Annotated in this window: 12 protein-coding genes; 8 read left to right on the top strand and 4 right to left on the bottom strand. The window is 60.0% G+C overall.

Annotated features, from left to right (window positions below; genetic code table 11):
* The first annotated feature begins 465 nt into the window (after window positions 1-465).
* The 8 genes from rpmH (at window position 466) to LDN85_RS21865 (ending at window position 6,148) form a co-directional block, all read left to right on the top strand.
* Window positions 466-603 (top strand): 50S ribosomal protein L34, encoded by a 138-nt coding sequence (gene rpmH / locus LDN85_RS21900; RefSeq protein WP_011776797.1) that lies wholly within the window; start codon window positions 466-468, stop codon window positions 601-603.
* 41 nt (window positions 604-644) lie between these two features.
* Window positions 645-1,055 (top strand): ribonuclease P protein component, encoded by a 411-nt coding sequence (gene rnpA / locus LDN85_RS21895; protein WP_026541015.1) that lies wholly within the window; start codon window positions 645-647, stop codon window positions 1,053-1,055.
* Window positions 985-1,470 (top strand): membrane protein insertion efficiency factor YidD, encoded by a 486-nt coding sequence (yidD, locus tag LDN85_RS21890; protein ID WP_223944271.1) that lies wholly within the window; start codon window positions 985-987, stop codon window positions 1,468-1,470. Before rnpA ends, yidD begins: the two co-directional genes overlap by 71 nt.
* Window positions 1,471-1,486: 16 nt before the next feature.
* Window positions 1,487-2,458 carry a membrane protein insertase YidC gene (gene yidC / locus LDN85_RS21885; RefSeq protein ID WP_026541017.1) on the top strand — a complete coding sequence of 324 codons (972 nt, stop codon included), beginning with the start codon at window positions 1,487-1,489 and terminating at the stop codon, window positions 2,456-2,458.
* Window positions 2,458-3,009, top strand: a complete 552-nt coding sequence (locus LDN85_RS21880) for a R3H domain-containing nucleic acid-binding protein (protein WP_026541018.1) — start codon at window positions 2,458-2,460, stop codon at window positions 3,007-3,009. The genes yidC and LDN85_RS21880 overlap by 1 nt, the downstream gene beginning before the upstream one ends.
* Before the next feature lie 6 nt (window positions 3,010-3,015).
* Window positions 3,016-3,666: a 16S rRNA (guanine(527)-N(7))-methyltransferase RsmG gene (gene rsmG / locus LDN85_RS21875; RefSeq protein WP_223944270.1), complete on the top strand. Its 651-nt coding sequence runs from the start codon at window positions 3,016-3,018 to the stop codon at window positions 3,664-3,666.
* Window positions 3,667-3,753: 87 nt separating this feature from the next.
* Window positions 3,754-4,809: a ParA family protein gene (locus LDN85_RS21870; protein ID WP_223944269.1), complete on the top strand. Its 1,056-nt coding sequence runs from the start codon at window positions 3,754-3,756 to the stop codon at window positions 4,807-4,809.
* Between the two features lie 67 nt (window positions 4,810-4,876).
* Window positions 4,877-6,148 (top strand): ParB/RepB/Spo0J family partition protein, encoded by a 1,272-nt coding sequence (locus tag LDN85_RS21865; RefSeq protein ID WP_223944268.1) that lies wholly within the window; start codon window positions 4,877-4,879, stop codon window positions 6,146-6,148.
* Window positions 6,149-12,384: 6,236 nt separating this feature from the next.
* Here the strand turns inward: LDN85_RS21865 and trxA are convergent.
* The 4 genes from trxA to murJ form a co-directional block, all read right to left on the bottom strand.
* A complete protein-coding gene (gene trxA, locus LDN85_RS21860) occupies window positions 12,385-12,711 on the bottom strand; it encodes a thioredoxin (protein WP_021473158.1) in 327 nt (108 codons plus the stop codon).
* Window positions 12,712-12,746: 35 nt separating this feature from the next.
* Window positions 12,747-13,703, bottom strand: a complete 957-nt coding sequence (gene trxB / locus LDN85_RS21855; RefSeq protein WP_026541023.1) for a thioredoxin-disulfide reductase — start codon at window positions 13,701-13,703, stop codon at window positions 12,747-12,749.
* Between the two features lie 228 nt (window positions 13,704-13,931).
* A complete protein-coding gene (locus LDN85_RS21850) occupies window positions 13,932-15,668 on the bottom strand; it encodes an ABC transporter substrate-binding protein (protein ID WP_223944267.1) in 1,737 nt (578 codons plus the stop codon).
* Between the two features lie 141 nt (window positions 15,669-15,809).
* On the bottom strand, window positions 15,810-17,822 hold the full coding sequence (murJ, locus tag LDN85_RS21845; protein ID WP_223944266.1) for a murein biosynthesis integral membrane protein MurJ: 2,013 nt from the start codon (window positions 17,820-17,822) through the stop codon (window positions 15,810-15,812).
* Between the last annotated feature and the right edge of the window lie 11 nt (window positions 17,823-17,833).

The following is a 17,833-nucleotide window of genomic DNA, read 5'->3' as shown; positions in this document are numbered from 1 at the left end:
CAATCAGTTCCTAAATTCTTGCTTGCCGGCGTTGCTGGCAGCCGAAGTCTCTCCGGCCGCTCTGTTCTGGGCGATAATCCACAGAGTTATACACAGCGGGTGGACATTGGGCTACTGAGCCACTCTAGGGGATGGAAACGCTAGAAGATAGCTGGGAAGTTGCCTGTGGATAATTACACCGTTGTTGTTCTTCGAAACGGTCTGTGAGCCACTTCATCCACAGGCTGGGAACATGGGTTGGGCACAGCTGTGGATAGCTCCACGGCAGGCTCCCGGTTTGACTGCGGGTGCCTTTTTGCCCTAACGTTGTGAAGTCCTTTGTGTCCGCTTTTGAGATCAGTTGTAACCCCGTACGTTCACCGTACGGAAGGCAACGGCGGCAGGCACATACAAAACTTAGCGTCGGCCAGTTCTTCCCCTTTTTTGATCGGGTGGGCGCACCTTTGATCCACTGGAGTAACTAACGTGAGCAAGCGGACTTTTCAGCCGAATAACCGCCGTCGGGCCAAGAAGCACGGCTTCCGCCTTCGTATGCGCACCCGTGCCGGCCGCGCCATCCTGGCTGCCCGTCGCGGCAAGGGCCGCGTCGAACTGTCGGCGTAAACAACTGACTTGTCGGTCAGGGTCTTTTTGCGGGTTCGACGGTGCTAGCCACCCCTAACCGTCTGCGGACGTCTACCGACTTTTCAACAACTGTACGTTCCGGCGTCCGCAATGGACGCCGGAACTTAGTGTTATATACGGCCTCTATCGGGGCCGGGGAGCCGAGTCGAATCGGTTTCATTGTCTCCAAAGCCGTCGGGAACGCTGTGACCAGGAACCTCGTTAAGAGGAGACTGAGAGAAGCAGGCGCGCTTTCCTTGCACACGCATGGAACCGGCCTGGCGGTGGTGGTCCGGGCATTGCCCGCAGCTGCATCTGCCAGCTGGGAGCAATTGCTCTCCGACTACAACGCCGCGCTGGCTGTGACGACGAAGCGATTGGGTGGCTCAGCTCCACGCAATGCTTCGACCGAACACCACGGCACCACAACGGAAGGGACACCGCGTGCATGACATAAGCACCGCCGTCGTTCCTACCTCAAGCGACCCCTCCGGCAAGGTTCCGCATCGGAGCCTTCCGGCGGCGGTAGGCATGTTCCTGTGGGAGCTGCCCCGCAACATCCTTATTCTTTTGCTGAAGACGTACCGCAAGGTCATCTCGCCCCTGTACGGCCAGGTTTGCCGGTTCTTTCCCTCATGCTCCGCGTACGCGCTGGAAGCAGTAACGGTGCATGGCGCCGTGAAGGGCAGCTGGCTCGCAGCCAAAAGGCTCGCCAAATGCCATCCTTGGAACGCCGGCGGAGTGGACCACGTCCCCGCCGGTCATCGTCACTGGCCTGAAGGCCGGACGCCCACAATTGTTGTACTGAACAATCCGGACCAGTTCCTGGCTGCTCAGGCTGATGAAGAAGGCCGCACAGCGGCCTAACGAATAGGGATATCGTATGGACTTCTTTGAAACAATCATGTTTCCGTTCAAGTGGCTGGTGTCAATCATCATGGTTGGCTTCCACGAGGGACTGAGCTTCATTGGCCTGCCCGCCGCGAACGGCTGGACGTGGACTTTGTCCATTATCGGCCTCGTGCTGGTGATCCGTGCCGCCTTGATTCCCGTCTTCGTCAAGCAGATCAAAGCGCAGCGCGGCATGCAGCTGCTGCAGCCGGACCTGAAGAAACTTCAGACCAAGTACAAGGGCAAGACCGATCAGCTGTCCCGCCAGGCCATGGCGCAGGAACAGATGGCGCTGTACAAGAAGCACGGGACCAACCCGTTCTCGGCATGTTTGCCGATGCTGATCCAGATGCCGTTCTTCTTCGCGCTGTTCCAGGTGTTGTCGGGTATCTCGAACGCAAAGAATGCCGGTAATGGCATCGGTGCGATGAGCGCCCAGCAGGTAGTGGAGTTCGATGAATCGAGCATCTTCGGTGCGCCGCTGTCGTCTGCGCTGCTCCACGGTGGTGCCGGAAACATCTCGGTAGTAGTTCTTTCCATCGTGATGATCGTTGCCATGACGGCCTCGCAGTTCATTACGCAGAAGCAGATCATGGCCAAGAACATGTCCGAAGAGGCCATGGCCAGCCCGTTCATGCGCCAGCAGAAGATGATGCTCTACATCCTGCCGCTCGTTTTCGGTATCGGTGGCATCAACTTCCCGATCGGTGTCCTGATCTACTGGACCACCACCAACTTGTGGACCATGGGCCAGCAGTTCTTCGTCATTCGCCGTATGCCCACCCCGGGTTCCCCTGCCGCCAAGGCATTGGAAGAGCGCCGCGCCGCCAAGGGCCTCCCGCCGCTCCTGGGTGGAAAGAAGCCCGCCGACGCCGCCGCGGAAGCCGAAGCTGCAGCTGCTGCAGCCGCCGAGATCCGTGCACAGCGCGTCCAGCCACAACGTAAGAACAGGAAGAAGAAGTAATGTCTGCCGAGAGCACTGAAGAAGTTATCGCCGCTGTGACTGAAGACCAGGACGAAACGCAGGAAGAGACGCAGTCCAAGACGGCCAGCCGTCTCGAGGAGGAAGGCGATATCGCCGCCGACTACCTCGAGGAACTCCTGGATATTGCCGATATCGATGGCGACATCGACATTGAGGTCCGCAACGGACGCACCTACATCTCCATCGGCGCCGATGAAGAATCTGCAGCGTTGGATAGCCTGGTGGGCCGTGACGGTGAAGTGTTGGAGGCTCTGCAAGAGCTGGCTCGCCTCTCCGTACTCTCTGCGACGGAGAACCGTTCACGCCTCGTCCTGGACATCAACGGATACCGCAAGGAACGTGCCGGCGTTCTGCAGAAGATCGCCGAAGACGCCGTAGCCAAGGTCAAGTCCGACGGCGGTACCGTCGCCCTTGAACCGATGAGTGCTTACGAGCGCAAGATCGTTCACGACGCCGTTGCTGACCTTGGGTTCGTTTCCGAGTCCGAAGGCGAAGGCGCAGGCCGTCACATCGTCGTTTCGGCTGACTAGCAGCTCATGGTCGAAATAACCGCAGCTGAACTTGAAGCGGCCGAGAAGATTTTGGGAGAGCGCCTGGATCTCGCCAAGCGCTATGTTGAACATCTTGCAACGTCCGGTACTGAGCGTGGGCTGATTGGTCCACGGGAGATTCCGCGTTTGTGGAGTCGCCACGTCCTGAACTGTGCAGTCATTGAATCCGCCATTGCCATGGACAGCCACGTCGCCGACGTCGGATCCGGCGCAGGCTTGCCGGGTCTCTGCTTGGCAATTGCCAGGCCGGACCTTGAACTGACTCTGATTGAGCCGCTTGAGCGTCGTGTCATCTGGCTCCAGGAAGTGGTGGACGATCTCGGCCTGGATAACGTCACCATCATGAGGACGCGTGCTGAGCTCGCCGTGGGCATGGTGGACGCCGACGTTGTTACGGCGCGGGCAGTTTCTGCTCTCAGTAACCTGGCAGGTCTGACGATTCCCCTCCTGAATGGCCATGGCGAAGTTGTCGCCATCAAGGGCCGCAGCGCGGCCGAGGAGATCGAGAAGGCCAAGAAGGTCATCCGCAAACTGGGTGGCGTGGAAACGTCAGTTGTTGTTTGTGGACAGGAGCTTTTGGAGGAACCCACCACCGTGGTGAGGATTATCGTCAACAAGCCCGGAAAGACGGCCTGAGACCCGCTTGGTTTCCCGCGTGTCGGCGGCTGAGCAGTTAGGCTAGAGAACGGCAGCAAGCGCCGAATGAGAGTGAGAGTGTGACCAGTGGGCAGTAGTGAAACCTCCACGCAGCGAATCCCCCCGTTTATGTCGTTGGGGTCCGCGCGGGCAATGGCCACACCCTCTGCATCTCTTCAGTCTGCGATTGTGCGTCCCAATTCGGTTGAGAATGCTGCCGTTTCACGTGAAACCGTATCTGATGGAGTGCATAACGTGATGGATTCCATTGATGATTCAAGTCCGATCGCCCGTCAGTTGGCCAATGAAACCCGTCGGCGCGAGCGGTTGATCGGCAGGGAGCTCCCCAAGCCGGATAAAACCCGCATCTTCACTGTCTCCAACCAGAAGGGCGGAGTGGGCAAAACGACCACCACGGTGAACATCGCCGCAGCCCTGGCCTCTGCCGGGCTCAACGTCCTGGTGATCGACATTGATCCCCAAGGAAACGCCTCCACGGCACTTGGAATAGAGCACCATGCCGACGTCGACAGCATCTATGACGTCCTGATCAACGACCTCCCCCTGAAGGACGTCGTTGCTGCCTGCCCTGACATCCCGAATCTGATCTGCGCCCCCGCCACCATCCACCTTGCCGGTGCTGAAATCGAGTTGGTCTCGTTGGTGGCACGCGAGCAGAGGCTTCGAAGAGCCATCGACGTTTACGCCAAGGAGCGGGAGAAGAATGGTGAAGGCCGGCTGGACTTCATCTTCATTGACTGCCCTCCCAGCTTGGGCCTGCTGACGGTCAATGCCTTCTGCGCAGCCAGTGAAGTCCTGATCCCCATCCAGTGCGAGTACTACGCACTGGAAGGGCTAAGCCAGCTCCTCAAGAACATTGAGATGATCCAGAAGCACCTCAACGCCGACCTGGTTGTTTCAACGATTCTCTTGACCATGTATGACGGCCGCACCAACCTGGCTGCGCAAGTTGCCTCCGAGGTACGCCAACACTTCCCCGAGCAGGTTTTGGGAGCTGTGGTTCCGCGTTCAGTGCGTATCTCTGAGGCGCCGAGCTACCAGCAAACGGTGATGACTTACGATCCTTCGTCGAGTGGTGCGCTTTCCTACATGGAAGCCGCTGCCGAAATCGCCGAACGCTAGAATTCTTGAAACACTGCAACAGCCTGAGCAGGTCCGTGCTCGGCCATTTCATCGGAGGGATGAATCAATGAGCGAAAAGCGAAGGGGCCTCGGTAGGGGTCTTGGGGCTCTCATTCCCAGTTCGGCTGCGGCCCAGGGAAACGGTTCTGCACCGTCCCGCCCAGTGGATTTGTTCTTCCCGGAAGCAAAGAAGTCCGCTGAACCGGTAGTGGAGGCTCCGACTTCCGAAGCGGCTGTTGAAGCTGAGGCTTCGCAGCCGCCTGGTGCAGCAGCAGCCGTCGGTAAGGCCGCGGTGCAGGAGACTAGGAAGTCGGCAGCGTCGGATTCTGCTGCGTCCAAGGCTGCGGCTTCCAAGGGGCCGGCCAAGTCCGCCGCCAAGTCAACGCCGGCTAAGTCCGCCGCCAAGTCAACGCCGGCTAAGACTGCGACCAAGCGAACTACTGCTTCGTCGACTCCGGAAACCAACGATGTGAATGCTGCGGCTTCCTCTTCCTCTGCGTCGGACGTGGAGCTGGTCGAGGTCCCCGGCGCCCGCTTCGCTGAGATCCCGGTGGGTGACATTCACCCGAACCGCAAACAGCCTCGTTCGGTCTTCGATGAAGACGACATGGCAGAGCTGGTCCACTCGGTTCGAGAAATCGGCGTCCTCCAGCCAATTGTTGTACGTACTTCAACCGAAAAGGGTGGAGAACCGTATGAGTTGGTCATGGGTGAGCGTCGATGGCGTGCAGTTCAGGCCGCGGGCCTCGAAACCATCCCCGCGATTGTCCGAGACACTACCGACGACGACCTTCTCCGGGATGCGCTGCTGGAGAACCTGCACCGGAGTCAGCTGAACCCCCTTGAAGAGGCTGCTGCCTACCAGCAGCTCCTGGAAGACTTCGGCACCACCCACGAGCAGCTTGCGGACCGTATTGGCCGCTCACGTCCGCAGGTCTCCAACACGCTGCGATTGCTGAAGCTCCCGCCCTTGGTTCAACGACGTGTAGCTGCCAGCGTGCTTTCAGCAGGCCACGCCCGTGCTCTTCTGGCACTCCCGGACGCCGCCGCCATGGAACGTTTGGCTCAGAGGATCGTGGCTGAGGGTATGTCTGTCCGTGCGACAGAAGAGGCAGTGGCCCTCTATCAAGACCCCACTACACCGGCCAAGAACAGCATTCCGAAGCCGAATGCCCGCCACGAACGTCTTGACTACCTCGCTTCGTCTCTCTCGGACCGCTTGGATACCAACGTAAAGATCACTCTGGGGGCCCGCAAAGGCCGAGTTAGCATCGAGTTTGCCAGCGTTGAGGATCTCAATCGCATCATGGATGTCCTGGGACCTGGCGCCGAAGACTGACACTTCCGACTCTCTAGAATGGGACCTACTCTTCGAGTAGGTCCCATTTTGCTTGTCCTCTAAGTCTTCTCCTACGAAATGAGCATGGTCCCGCCACATTTGCCGTGCGACATTTCGAGGTCAGGCCCCTAAGTTTCGGAACAGCGAAAAAGTCTCGACGTTTCACGTGAAACATGGGTGGTGTTCCCCCCGTTGTGGACTTGTGGCATTGCGAGCAACTGTTCCGCAGTGTGGGTACCTACGCAGGATTTGGCTTTCTTGCTAATGTCGTGGACGGTACGGTGCTGTTGGACTGCTATGCGCCTCAAAGGCATATTATCCCGAGCCTCACTCCCAGGTGGCTGCATTAGGCCCAGTGATTACCGGATCAGAACGAAGTGGCGGCAACGCCCTATTGCGCCTGAACCACCAGAAGACTAGAGCTGGGCTCCTCTAGTTGATCCGAGCGGCTGTTTCACGTGAAACAGCTTGTCTTCGGCACTACGATCTAGATCGGTGTTCAGTCTGCCGTGGTTCCGGTGTTCCAGGCCAGACATCTATTTGCCCCGAAGCAGTGTAGGCCGCATAAACAGTAGCTAACACTTCAGTTTGCCGTCACCCAGCGGTCTAGAGGCAGAGAAGCGCCTTCGAGGTTGTCTAGGAATTGCCCCAACGGACGCAGATTTCGGAGGCAACCAGTGATCGTCCAACCCACCCCTTCTGGTCACCTAGGAGGTAACCGTGCGGGTCACGCAGTAGCAGTCTGGTGGGGCCTCGTTGGCCAGGTGGCAGACTCAGATGCAGATGCACTACCTGTCTGTTCGACGCCTCTTCTACTCCTCCTGCCTGGAAGGTAGCGGCTTCGGCGTCGTACCTTGTGTTTCACGTGAAACAAAATCGGACATGGCCTCGGATCCAGGAAACCCGCAATGGCCAGCACTCCTGACAAGCTTGGAGCAATCAAGACCTGGCGCGTAAGACCACCCGAAAGAACCCGACCAGCAATCAAGGCGCCTTGTTGCCGATAGTCCACTATTGGATAGATCATCAGGCATGTTGATGCAGTTGTTTCACGTGAAACGTACGCCGAACTACCAACCTCGGTCTTAGTCTTCGGTAGGGCTGGGAGCAAAATTCGCTACTTAGTGACCAGCGCCCCACCGCTGAAGGCTGCCTCTGATCGGCGTTTAGAGAGAGTGGATCTTTGCGGCGGCATTCAGTCGGTCATGTGATTAGGCCTGTAAGGCCCGCAGATCGGCTCTGTGACGTGGGCATCGTCCCTACTTTCCCTCCGGCCTCTCACGGGCTTCACTCCGGGCACCTCCCCCGTCTACCGAATCGCGCTACGAATAGGGTCTAGGGAACGGCGGCCTGGGGTACGGGCGGCGTAGATCAGTCGAGAGAGCTTGAACCTGTCTACTCAAGGCCTGGGGGCATCGGCCGGCTATGGGCGAGTTGTCGTGACCCTACTTCCTGGGTGAGTAGCGGCAGGGAAGCAGCTACGGTGGCAGTCGTGGTTACCGTCCGTGAGTTGTGACCTCCTCATGTCTGTTCGCCATTGCGTGCAGGTTCTGTTCTCGCCCGTAGTCGTCTCTCTGGCGTATGGGTAGCGAGGGCGGGTACTAAGGCCCCCGGTCTTTATCAGGGGTGAATCTACGCATACTCGCCCCTCCGTTGCTTCGTGGGCCCGTGGTCAGACCTGGTGTCCTTGGAGGTCCCGAGGTTGAAGTCCCTCAAATACTCGGCCGCCCTCCAACCGTCGCTTTGCGATTCCCGACAGCTTCGCTGATAGAGCCGCGCAGTTTTGCCATTGACAAGTCGGGGGTCCCAAATTTGCAGGATGACTCAAGTGTCCTTGCGGCTCCCTGCGGATATCGGAACCCCCTTAGGAGGGATGGAGCCGTGGCCGGTGCAGTTACGCCTGTTCGGGATTCTGTCCTCCTCCTCAGCACACCTCGGGTGCGACGACGGGAGAGCCGTCCTTTGGTCGTCCTGGCGCGGAACTGGCGGTTCTCTGAATGCCTTAGGCGGCAAGGAATGGCAGCCCGAGGAGCAGAAAGCGGATTGTTCAGGAATGCCGTTGGTTCAGGCCCGGTCTTTTGGCGGCACTGGCATCATCAGTCCCCTGCGGTCCACAACAGGATAAGGAGAGGAACTACCGATGTCATCACCTGCGACCGCGCCACCGCTGGAAGAGCCTCAGTAAACATAGTTGGTGAAGGCACGGCCGATTGGTCTGATGTCGCCACTGCCCGATCCGTGACTGCCTGGCATTTCCGACTTGGCACACGATGGGACCTACCGTGATTGTCGCGGGCGAGCTCTGAAGGCGAATGAACAGCTCGTGTCCGTTCGTAACGACAGGGCAGATTGTTTCACGTGAAACGGGGAACTGATTGTGCCGAGTGCATAGTGTCGGCTGGGATGCCTGCGCATAAGGAAGTGGATATCCCTGTGGATATCGTTGGGGATAACTTTGTGGGTAATGTGGGCTGGTGTGGTGTGCTTAGGCCCACATCGCGATCCGAGTGACCGCGACACCGGCTCGTCGAACCTGCTTCAGTGCGAACTCGATCGGAAGTTACGAGAGCCAAGTCTAGCGGCGCCCCTTTTCTGGCCTTTGCCCCTGATTTCCATTGGTTTTGCACGCAGATTTGGGCACTCCGCCTAAGTGCTGGGCGCATACACGCGGTGGCGCGAGATCGTGGATATTTCCATCTCGGTCGTACTCAAGGACCTACGAGAATGACGATCTGTGAACGGGCTCATACTCAGTGGATAAGCCTGTGGATAAGTATGTGCACAACTTCAAGACGACTGGGTGTCGATCGGTGGACAACCCTGGCCAAATTGCAGTCACCTTGGATGATGGGCAGGCCGCCATGCGACTTTGAGGACTCGATGCGACAAGGACACATGCCGGCTGGCACTAGGGTCCTCCCTGTCTTGTTCCAGCGCCATTACTCTAGTGGAGAAGAGTGTGCTCCTGACAGCCAGGAACCCTTAGCTCCGCTTTTCGTGATGGACAACGACATCAAGGAATTCATCGGATGTCTTTCCCACTTGATGACATTGATGGCTTAGACGGGCAGCGTATGCTCACTAGTGCCGGGGCTTGGGGCCGACGGAGAGCCAGTATATTTAGTGCGTTGTTGTGACGGGCGCTAACCATGCTGACCGTTCCAAGAAGTAGTGGACTTCGACCCGGCCGCCGGTCTAGAAGGAGCACGAGGAGAGATGAACTAACCCTTGCAACAGGGCCGAGCGTTGTCCAGGTCCATCCCAGCGCGCAGTCACGTGTTCCCTTTCGTTGGTCTTGTATGACTGCACCAGCTTGATCAGTCGATGTGCCCGAGCCAGTGTTTCACGTGAAACGTGCATTCGTGGCGCCCTCCCCTTTCGCCTGGACGACGGTCACGCCCAGCGGTGAAGGAAACTCCAGATCATGCCCGGAAGAGTATTCGTGGTCGCAGAAGCCACGTTAGCCACAGCAGAACATGACCGTTGCAGCCACGCGCCACCGCGTCCTTCTCTTCCCTGGAACGCCTGTGGCACTCAGGGCCTGATTGAGAGACTGGATAGTGACTCCCCGTATCGGCAGGGATAGTTCTGGTTATCATCGAATGCCCTAATGTCGAGACTGCGGTGAGTCCCTGACGCAGATGCGATTCGATGCTTGCTAGCGTTCACACATTCTGATTTCAATTGACGCCCCGATGGGCTCATTGAGAGAAACTGGACCACACCCAATTATCTGGATGTCGCCAGAGAGTCGTGTAGCCAAGCAGGTGCAACGGCGCGCTGCTCATGTTCGTCACCATGAAGGGTGGTGCAGTGGCTATAGACCATGGAGTTAGTGGTCCAAGTCGGATGTAGACGCGTCCCTCGCCGGAGGGCTCCAATGTTTCACGTGAAACGTTGGGCGAGAACAAGCGGCCAGAATATCTCCCATGGTCAGCGGAAGTCGTGGCTCGTCACCAATTAGCACACGATTCGGTCCGCCGTTCTGCTGCGTTCGCCTTTGAACTCAAGTCCGTTGGTGGCCGCATGTATCAGGCATTTCTCTCGGCCTGGATGGATGCATCCCGGCTACTCACACGGTGCTGCCGCCAAGGCTCTGCCGGCTCCCGCCAGTGGGGCGTTTGTGGTTGGAACACTGCATCGCACGTTTCCCTGAGGGTGTGTGTAGGCCGTAGCTCCCGGCGGCCATCCCACTGCTCAGAATGAGCTGCTGGTGCCCGCACCTCTGGCCCTTTTCCAAGATTCGGACGTGATCTCGCAAAGTTGTACTGCCCTGCCAGCTTCAGAGCCCCTGCAGGTGACCCTGCAGGTGAGCCTGCAGGGGCTCGATTGTTGGCCGTGGAGCCTCAGAACTCTCCTGGCAGATAGCAATTCCATGGAGTCATCGTGTTCATTAGTCAGTTGCTCGTTGCTGCCGTGGTTCTGACCCTCGTTGGCGGGCATCGCCTTTGCATGGGACTGGCGAGCGGGGCTTTGCAGTTGATAAGTTCTCTAACTCATTTTGCCTCTCTACCTCAATGTCTCGAATATCCGTATGAGGAAGACCCGGAGGCGAGTTGAATGCGGCTTGCAGGGGGCCAGTAGTGCCTGGGAGACTCGTAGCGGCTCCCCTAGGCTTTTTGTGCGCAGAATCGGCCCTGCCGGGTCTTCTGGCTGCCGAGGTCGGGCTCGCGCGCTTCAAGGTGCCAGGCAAAGTTCAGCGCTACCAGTAGCTTTCTGGCGGGTTCCCCGGGCTAACAAATCATGCAGTAGGAGAAACGTGTGCCTGTGACACCAAGACCAGTCCTGGGGTTTCACCTAGATCACGCGCCCTGCATCAATGAAGTCAGACTCGTTGGGGGGACCAAATCATTTCGTTGCTGCTGCATCGGCCGTGGAACCTCCCTAGGCGCGGCAAGCAGACCGTTGTTTCACGTGAAACATGCGGTTGGCTCCGTGAAGAAGTGGCATTTAGGCATGACGGTGTTGGGGCGACTTGGTGCGCCATACAGTTGGTGGCTCCCGTGCACGGCTTGCCCGCCCATGTTTCACGTGAAACCACCCAGTGACTACCTAGAGTTGGGCCGCAGGACTTTAGAGTTACTGCATCTTCTGACGCCGGAGAGACGGGGGACGTTTGTCAGGAGCCATGTGTGTACTTGTGAGCGTATTGAACGCAGCTACTGAATCACCGGCTGCAGGTAGAAGTACAAGAGTCATTTGCCGCAAGCGGTGAAATGGAAGACACTGCCCGACGCTGACCGATGGGCGTAGTGGGAACAGTAATGGTTGTCGTTCCCGCGCAACTCCCATTGGGTGTCGTGACATCCGCACAGCATTCCCGCCGGCAGAGGCAATTTCATTCACAAACCAGCGAATTCCTTGCCAAGGGCAGCCATGAAACCGCTGCAGATCTATGACCATCTGTCCACTTCCCATCGTCATGATCTGACCTCACTCCCCATGATGACTGCGTCGTGGGCACTCCCGCGAAACAATCAGCGTGAAGGGTCCGATCTAGTTACAAGCGGGGTTTCATCCGCCTAATTCCGGTCCGTCCTACCGTTCCAGTGAATGTAACCGGCGGCAAAGCCTGTCAAGAGTAGAGCCCCTTAAGCGCATCTCCTCCAAAGTGTTGGCCGATGACAATGTGGCAGTTCGGCCCCGACCGCCGGTTTGAGTGCTAGTCTGTCCGCCCCAGGTGGATTGGCCCAAAGAGGATTATCAGGATCATGCATTCCATTGGCTCGATTATGCCGTGATGAAAGAGGGTTGCCCAGGAGGGGGCGGGGATGTGGAAGAGGGTTGCCCGGGGGGGTGGGGATGTGGAGGAGGGTTGCCCGGGAGGGGGCGGGGATGTGGAAGAGGGTCGGCCGGGGGGGTGGGGATGTGGAAGAGGGTTGCCCGGGGGGGTGGGGATGTGGAAGAGGGTTGCCCGGGGGGGTGGGGATGTGGAGGAGGGTTGCCCGGGAGGGGGCGGGGATGCGGAAGAGGATCGCCCGGGACGGGGTGGGGATGTGCAAGAGGTGTGCCCGGGAGGGGGTGGGGATGTGGAAGAGGGAGCAAGTTCTGCCTACCCCAGGTAGGGCCAACCGAAATAGCCAAAACCTGAACCGCTGAAGGCTCCCCGGCAACGAACTGAGTGAAATGAAAGCTCTGGAAGTTTACTTATCCAAGAAATAAAAAAAGCCGGCTGCTCCCGCTCCCTGAGGAGCAGCAGCCGCCGGCTTTCGTTGACTCGGAGTCAGGAATCCGAGCTAGGACAGGACGTCCGCGAATTCCTTCTCGAAGAACTGCTTCGGCTTGGCGCCAATGACAGTGCTCTTCACTTCTCCCCCGCTGAAGAGGTACACAGCCGGGATGGACGTGATGCCGTACTCAGCCGCGATCGCGGGGTTGTCGTCAACGTTGAGTTTCACAACGTCAACCTTGTCGCCGTACTCGACGGAGATTTCGTCGAGGATGGGGCCGAGCTTGCGGCAGGGGCCACACCACTCTGCCCAGAAGTCCACGATGACCGGCTTCTCGGAAGCCAGGACATCCGTGCTGAAGCTTGCGTCAGTTACGTCTTTTGCGTTGCTCATAACTTTTCCCTTCTTATGGTTGCTTGGATGCAGCTCTAGGAGTGCAGGTCTGCGAGGTAGTGCTCAACATCGAGGGCCGCCACACAGCCCGAACCCGAAGCCGTGATGGCTTGGCGGTAGGTGGGGTCAATGACATCGCCCGCGGCGAAGACACCCTTGATGTTGGTGCGTGAGCTGCGGCCCTCTACGGCGATGGTTCCCTCGGGGGTCAGGTCCACCTTGCCCTTGATGAGGTCCGTGCGGGGATCGTTACCGATAGCCACGAAGACGCCGGTGACAGCCAGTTCGGACTCCGTGCCTTCCACCAGGTTCTTCAGTTTCAGGCCGGTGACCTTGTCTCCACCGAGAACATCTTCGACGGCAGTGTTCCAGACGAAGTTGATCTTCTCGTGGGCCTGGGCGCGGTCACCCATGATCTTGGAAGCCTTGAGGGTGTCGCGCCGGTGGACTACGGTGACCGACTTTGCGAACTTGGTGAGGAACAGTGCTTCCTCCATGGCGGAGTCGCCACCACCGATGACGGCGATGTCCTGATCCTTGAAGAAGAAACCGTCGCAGGTTGCACACCAGCTAACGCCGTGTCCTGAGAGTCGCTTCTCATTGGTCAGGCCGAGCTCGCGGTAAGCCGAACCGGTGGAGAGGATGATGGCCTTCGCCTGGAAGGTCTCCCCCGTTCCGATGGTCACGGTCTTGATGTCGCCGTCGAGGTCCAGTTCCGTGACGTCCTCAAACAGGATCTCCGTGCCGAAACGTGCGGCCTGCTTTTCGAAGTTTTCCATGAGGTCCGGGCCCATGATGCCGTCCGGGAAACCCGGGTAGTTTTCCACGTCTGTGGTGTTCATGAGTTCGCCACCAGCGGTGACGGAACCGGCAATGAGCAGAGGCTTCATGTTGGCACGGGCGGTGTAAACGGCGGCGGTGTAGCCGGCCGGGCCTGAACCTACAATGATGACGTCACGCACCTGCGATGCGCTGTTTTCTGCAATGCTCACGTGGCGTGAACCTCTTTCTTGGTCGATGCTGCGGCTTTCGGGGCGGCCACCTGACTCAACCCCGGTTAAGCCCCAAATATTCCGTTGGAGTTGGGGACCTGAAAGCCACCAACATTCAGGGTACCGTCTGCACGAGCGCCGGTTCCAAGCGGTGAAGTCATTGCGGGTAGCAGCAGGGGCCGTTTCGACTGGTCAAAACGGCCCCTGCTGCTACGTGGATGGATGCGGCTATTGGACGGTAACCTCAGCCAGGCGCAGGCCGAACCCGTACCGGGTCTTCGGTGCGGCCAGCTTGGGCAGGGCCTTGACATCCACGATCAGGTATTTGGTTTGCGTCGGCGCTGCCAGTGGCATGGTCAGTTCCGGGGAGGTGAAGCTGTTGGTTCCAACCAGCTTGGCACCGTCCATCGCAGGGCGGTCGTTGGTGTAAACGCTGATGCTGCCCCCGGATCCACCCAACTGGTTCAGCACAATGGACTTAACCTCGGTTTTTTCCTTGAGCTCAATCACCAGCGGCATGTTGGTGACGAGTCCGCCCCAGTCCGCCGTAGCAAATTCCATGTCTGACCAGTAACTTGCTGCGTTGCCATCGAATGCCCGGACCAGGTCTTTGTCGTACGTGGCGGCGAAGGGGAAATCACCCAGCCGGGAAATGCCCTGGATGGCCGGTGGCACAGCCGGAGGCGCCGTTTCCGAAGGCGTTGGCTCCTCAGCTTGAGTGCTGCTGCTGGTTTGCGGAGCGGGCGTGCTCTGCGTGGCTGCAGGGGCGCCGCTCGGAAGGAGACTGCCCAAATTCGTGACGGCGAGGACAAGGCCCACGATCAGCACGGCAGCCAGCAAGCCGCCGACGAGCCAGCGGAGTGATCGCGGCTCCTTCTCCGGAGCGTCGTCCTCGTACACTTCCTCGTCGTCGTAGTCTTCCTGGACAGCGGCCGACGCCGGGAAGCTGGTAGGTGCGCGGTCATAACCCGGGTCGGAGGTACCTCGCGAAGCAGCCGAGGCACCAGCGGCAGCAGCACCACCGGCAGCGGCACCTCCCCCGGCGAAGCCGTAGTCCTCTTCAGACCACAGGGACACCTTGGGCTCTGAAGGTTGACGCGACACTGCCGGTTCCCGTGTGGGTGCCGGCTGCGCATTGACAGCTCGCGTCGGCGGCTGGGGCGGCGCCGCCGGAGGCTGTGCGGCAGGAGCCGGCGGAGCAGCAGGAGCCGGCTGGGACGTCACGGCCTGGGTGGGCGGCTGGGCTGAGGCTCCGGCAGCAGCACCAGAGCCGGCGGCAGCACCGGAGGCACCAGCAGCACCAGAGCCGGCGGCAGCACCGGCGTCGTGGTTCTTGGTCCCCGAGTTCTTCCAGGCGGCCAAACCGGCCGCACCAGCGCCTGCGGCGGCAGCAGCCAGCTTGCCGGCGATGCCGCTCTTGGACGACGACGGGCTGGCGGCAGGCCGCGGAGGAACGTTGCCGGCCTCGGGTTCAGCGGCGCGATCGGTGTCGTCCCCGTTGTGGATGGGGTAGCCGTTTTCGTCGTACTGGATGTACGCGGCGTCGTGCTCGTCATCCTCGTACAGGCCGTCATAGGTCTCGGGCTCGTATGTGCGGGGCTGTCCGAAGATTTCGCTGCCCAGAGTCTCGGTGAAGAAGGGCTCAATGTACGGCGGGTTGGTGGCGACCACCAGGTCCAACAAATCAGGAGCGCTGCTGTGGTTGGTGATGAGGTATGTGGTGTTGTCGCTGACCCCAAGGTCCAGGATCTGGACGTGGCCGGGGCGCTCCCCCGTGGCGACTTCGCGGGCGCTCTGGGCAACCTGCTCGGCGTTGCCGGGTCCTGCGACAAGGATGCTCACGGGACGGTTGAGGACCTGGTCCACGCCGTCGAGCACCTGATCTTGGTCATGCGAGGTCAACACATTGGCCGTGACCTTGTAGCGGCCGCCAAGTACTGATCCGACGTCGATCGGGTGGGACACGTGTTCCTCCTAGGCTGTCCGGGAGCTGCGGGTCCTGCACGCGGCCGGCCCGGCGAGCCGGTTCAACCGCTTTTGCAACTACCTGTATTCATTTTCTAGCCTATCCGATCCATGCCCTGCGCCCATGTTGGCGCCACTGGCTCACTTCCGGTGATTTCCGCGCGTCGGGAAGTAGGGATTGCTCCCGGCGTCGCCTTGGAAGGTGCGTCGGCCCGGCAACGGGACCTGCGGACGGAATCTGCCGCCGCGCGCGGTGCTGGGTGCATCCTCTTCCGGCAGGTATGTCTTGGGGGCGTCTGCGACGTCCCCGGCAGGCGCGGAAGGCACACGTTCCACGGCCGGTCCGGCACGGTAGGAGGCGGCGTCGAACTCACCCGAGATGCGCGGGATCAAGCCGGTGTCGTCCGAGACCGTGGCGCGGGCCGCCGTCGTGGTGTCCACAGCCTCGCCGGAAACGGGTGCGGGGACTCCGCGTCCCAAGCGTCCCATCAGCGGCCGCAGGAGGTCCCGCAGTTCGGTGACATGGAAGACGCGAAGCAGGACCAGGTACGCGAGCAGCATGACGGGCCCGACGACGACCACCGTCACCAGGGCGGCCGGGCGGCTGCTCCACGCGAAACCGTCTGCCCGGTAGCTGCCCAGAAGCCACAGTGCAGCGGCACCGGCCAGTGCGGAACCGAGCCCGGCATAGCCCATGCGGATGTACGAATTGGCAATGCGGGGGCCGTCGAGGTGGCCCAGCAGGCGGCGCAGGAACACCACGCTGATCACTACGGAGAGGATGTTGCCCAGGGTGTAAAGAATGGCGATCGCGTAGATGATCTGGCCGACGGGAAGGAACTGGATGAAGAAAGCGCCCACCACGTAGATCACTGCGAGCCATAGCTGGACATACAGGGGCGTGCGGGCGTCCTCGTTGGCGTAGAAGACGCGGGACATCATGAAGTTCGCACTGAGGAACGGTGTGCTCAGGGCAAGGATGGTGAGCGTTTGGGCGAGCATGACGCCGTCCTGCGGCTTGCCGCCGGAGAAGAACATGCCCAGCGGACCCGCCAAGGCGAAGAGTGCCAAGGCGCCGAAAACCGTGGCCACGGCCATGGTCCGCAGGCCATGGGACAGGGCATCGCGAAGTTCGGCTTTATTGCCGTCCTGGGACGCACGGGTCATGCGGTTGAAAAGGACGGTAGCCAGGGACAACGCGATGATGGAGTGCGGCAGCAGGTACAGCTGGCTCGCGACTTCCAGGACGGCGTTACCGGGCAGGACCGCTGCGCCGACCGTATCCCCAGCGTTCTGGAGGCGGAGCCGCTCTGCGCCTGGAATGGTGGCGATCCTCATGATGTACAGGAAAGCCAACTGCCCGACGGCGGCAGTCGCCAATGTCCAGACGCTCAACTTGGCTGCCTGGCCCAGTCCAACACCGCGCCAACCGAAGCGGGGCCGCAGGCCGAGGCGCAGGCGGAAAACGGGGACCAGCAGGATGGCAGTCTGGGCGATCACGCCAAAGGTGGAGAACCCTGCGATCAGGAACGTCTGGGTGGGTCCCCAGTTGTCCAGCGTGTGCGGGTTGGTGATGTTGGCGCCCAGGATCCAAATGAACATGCCCAGGCCGGCGATGGCCACCAGGTTGTTAAGGATGGGGGCCCACATGGCGGGCCCGAACGCTCCGTGGGCGTTCAGTATCTGGGTCAGCAGGGCATAAAGCCCGTAGAAGAAGATCTGCGGCAGGCACCAGAAGGCAAAGGTGACGGCAAGGGCCTTCTGCTGCTCGGAGTACCCCTGGGTGGTGAGGTCGATGACCAACGGTGCCGCGAGAGTTACCAGCGCCGTCAAAGCCAGCAGGACCAGCACAGCCAGGGTCAGCAGGCGGCTGATGTAGTCGGCACCGCGGTCCGGGGCTTTGCTCGCTTTGATGATCTGCGGAACCAGGACGGCGTTGAACACGCCGCCGGCCACCAGCAGGAAGATCAGGTTGGGCAGGTTGTTTGCGTTGATGAACGTGTCATTGACCGTGGAACCGAGGCCCAGGGCGGCACCAAGCATCCAGGTTTTTGCGAAGCCAAGGAACCGGGAAACCAGCGTTCCTGCGGCCATGATGGCACTGGAACGGGCTTCTCCGGATTGAACGGACTGGGTTGTTTTGGCTTCAGACATCGCCTTTATCG

This window comes from Arthrobacter sp. StoSoilB20 (assembly GCF_019977295.1).
GTDB classification, from domain to species: Bacteria; Actinomycetota; Actinomycetes; order Actinomycetales; family Micrococcaceae; genus Arthrobacter; species Arthrobacter nicotinovorans_A.
This window is presented reverse-complemented; position numbering and strand designations above follow the sequence as displayed.

Excerpts from the sequence above, each read along its gene's own strand:
- yidC (WP_026541017.1), top strand. The coding sequence starts at position 1,487 with ATGGACTTCTTTGAAACAATCATGTTTCCGTTCAAGTGGCTGGTGTCA.
- LDN85_RS21880 (WP_026541018.1), top strand. The coding sequence starts at position 2,458 with ATGTCTGCCGAGAGCACTGAAGAAGTTATCGCCGCTGTGACTGAAGAC.
- rsmG (WP_223944270.1), top strand. The coding sequence starts at position 3,016 with ATGGTCGAAATAACCGCAGCTGAACTTGAAGCGGCCGAGAAGATTTTG.
- LDN85_RS21865 (WP_223944268.1), top strand. The coding sequence starts at position 4,877 with ATGAGCGAAAAGCGAAGGGGCCTCGGTAGGGGTCTTGGGGCTCTCATT.
- trxA (WP_021473158.1), bottom strand. The coding sequence starts at position 12,711 with ATGAGCAACGCAAAAGACGTAACTGACGCAAGCTTCAGCACGGATGTC.
- murJ (WP_223944266.1), bottom strand. The coding sequence starts at position 17,822 with ATGTCTGAAGCCAAAACAACCCAGTCCGTTCAATCCGGAGAAGCCCGT.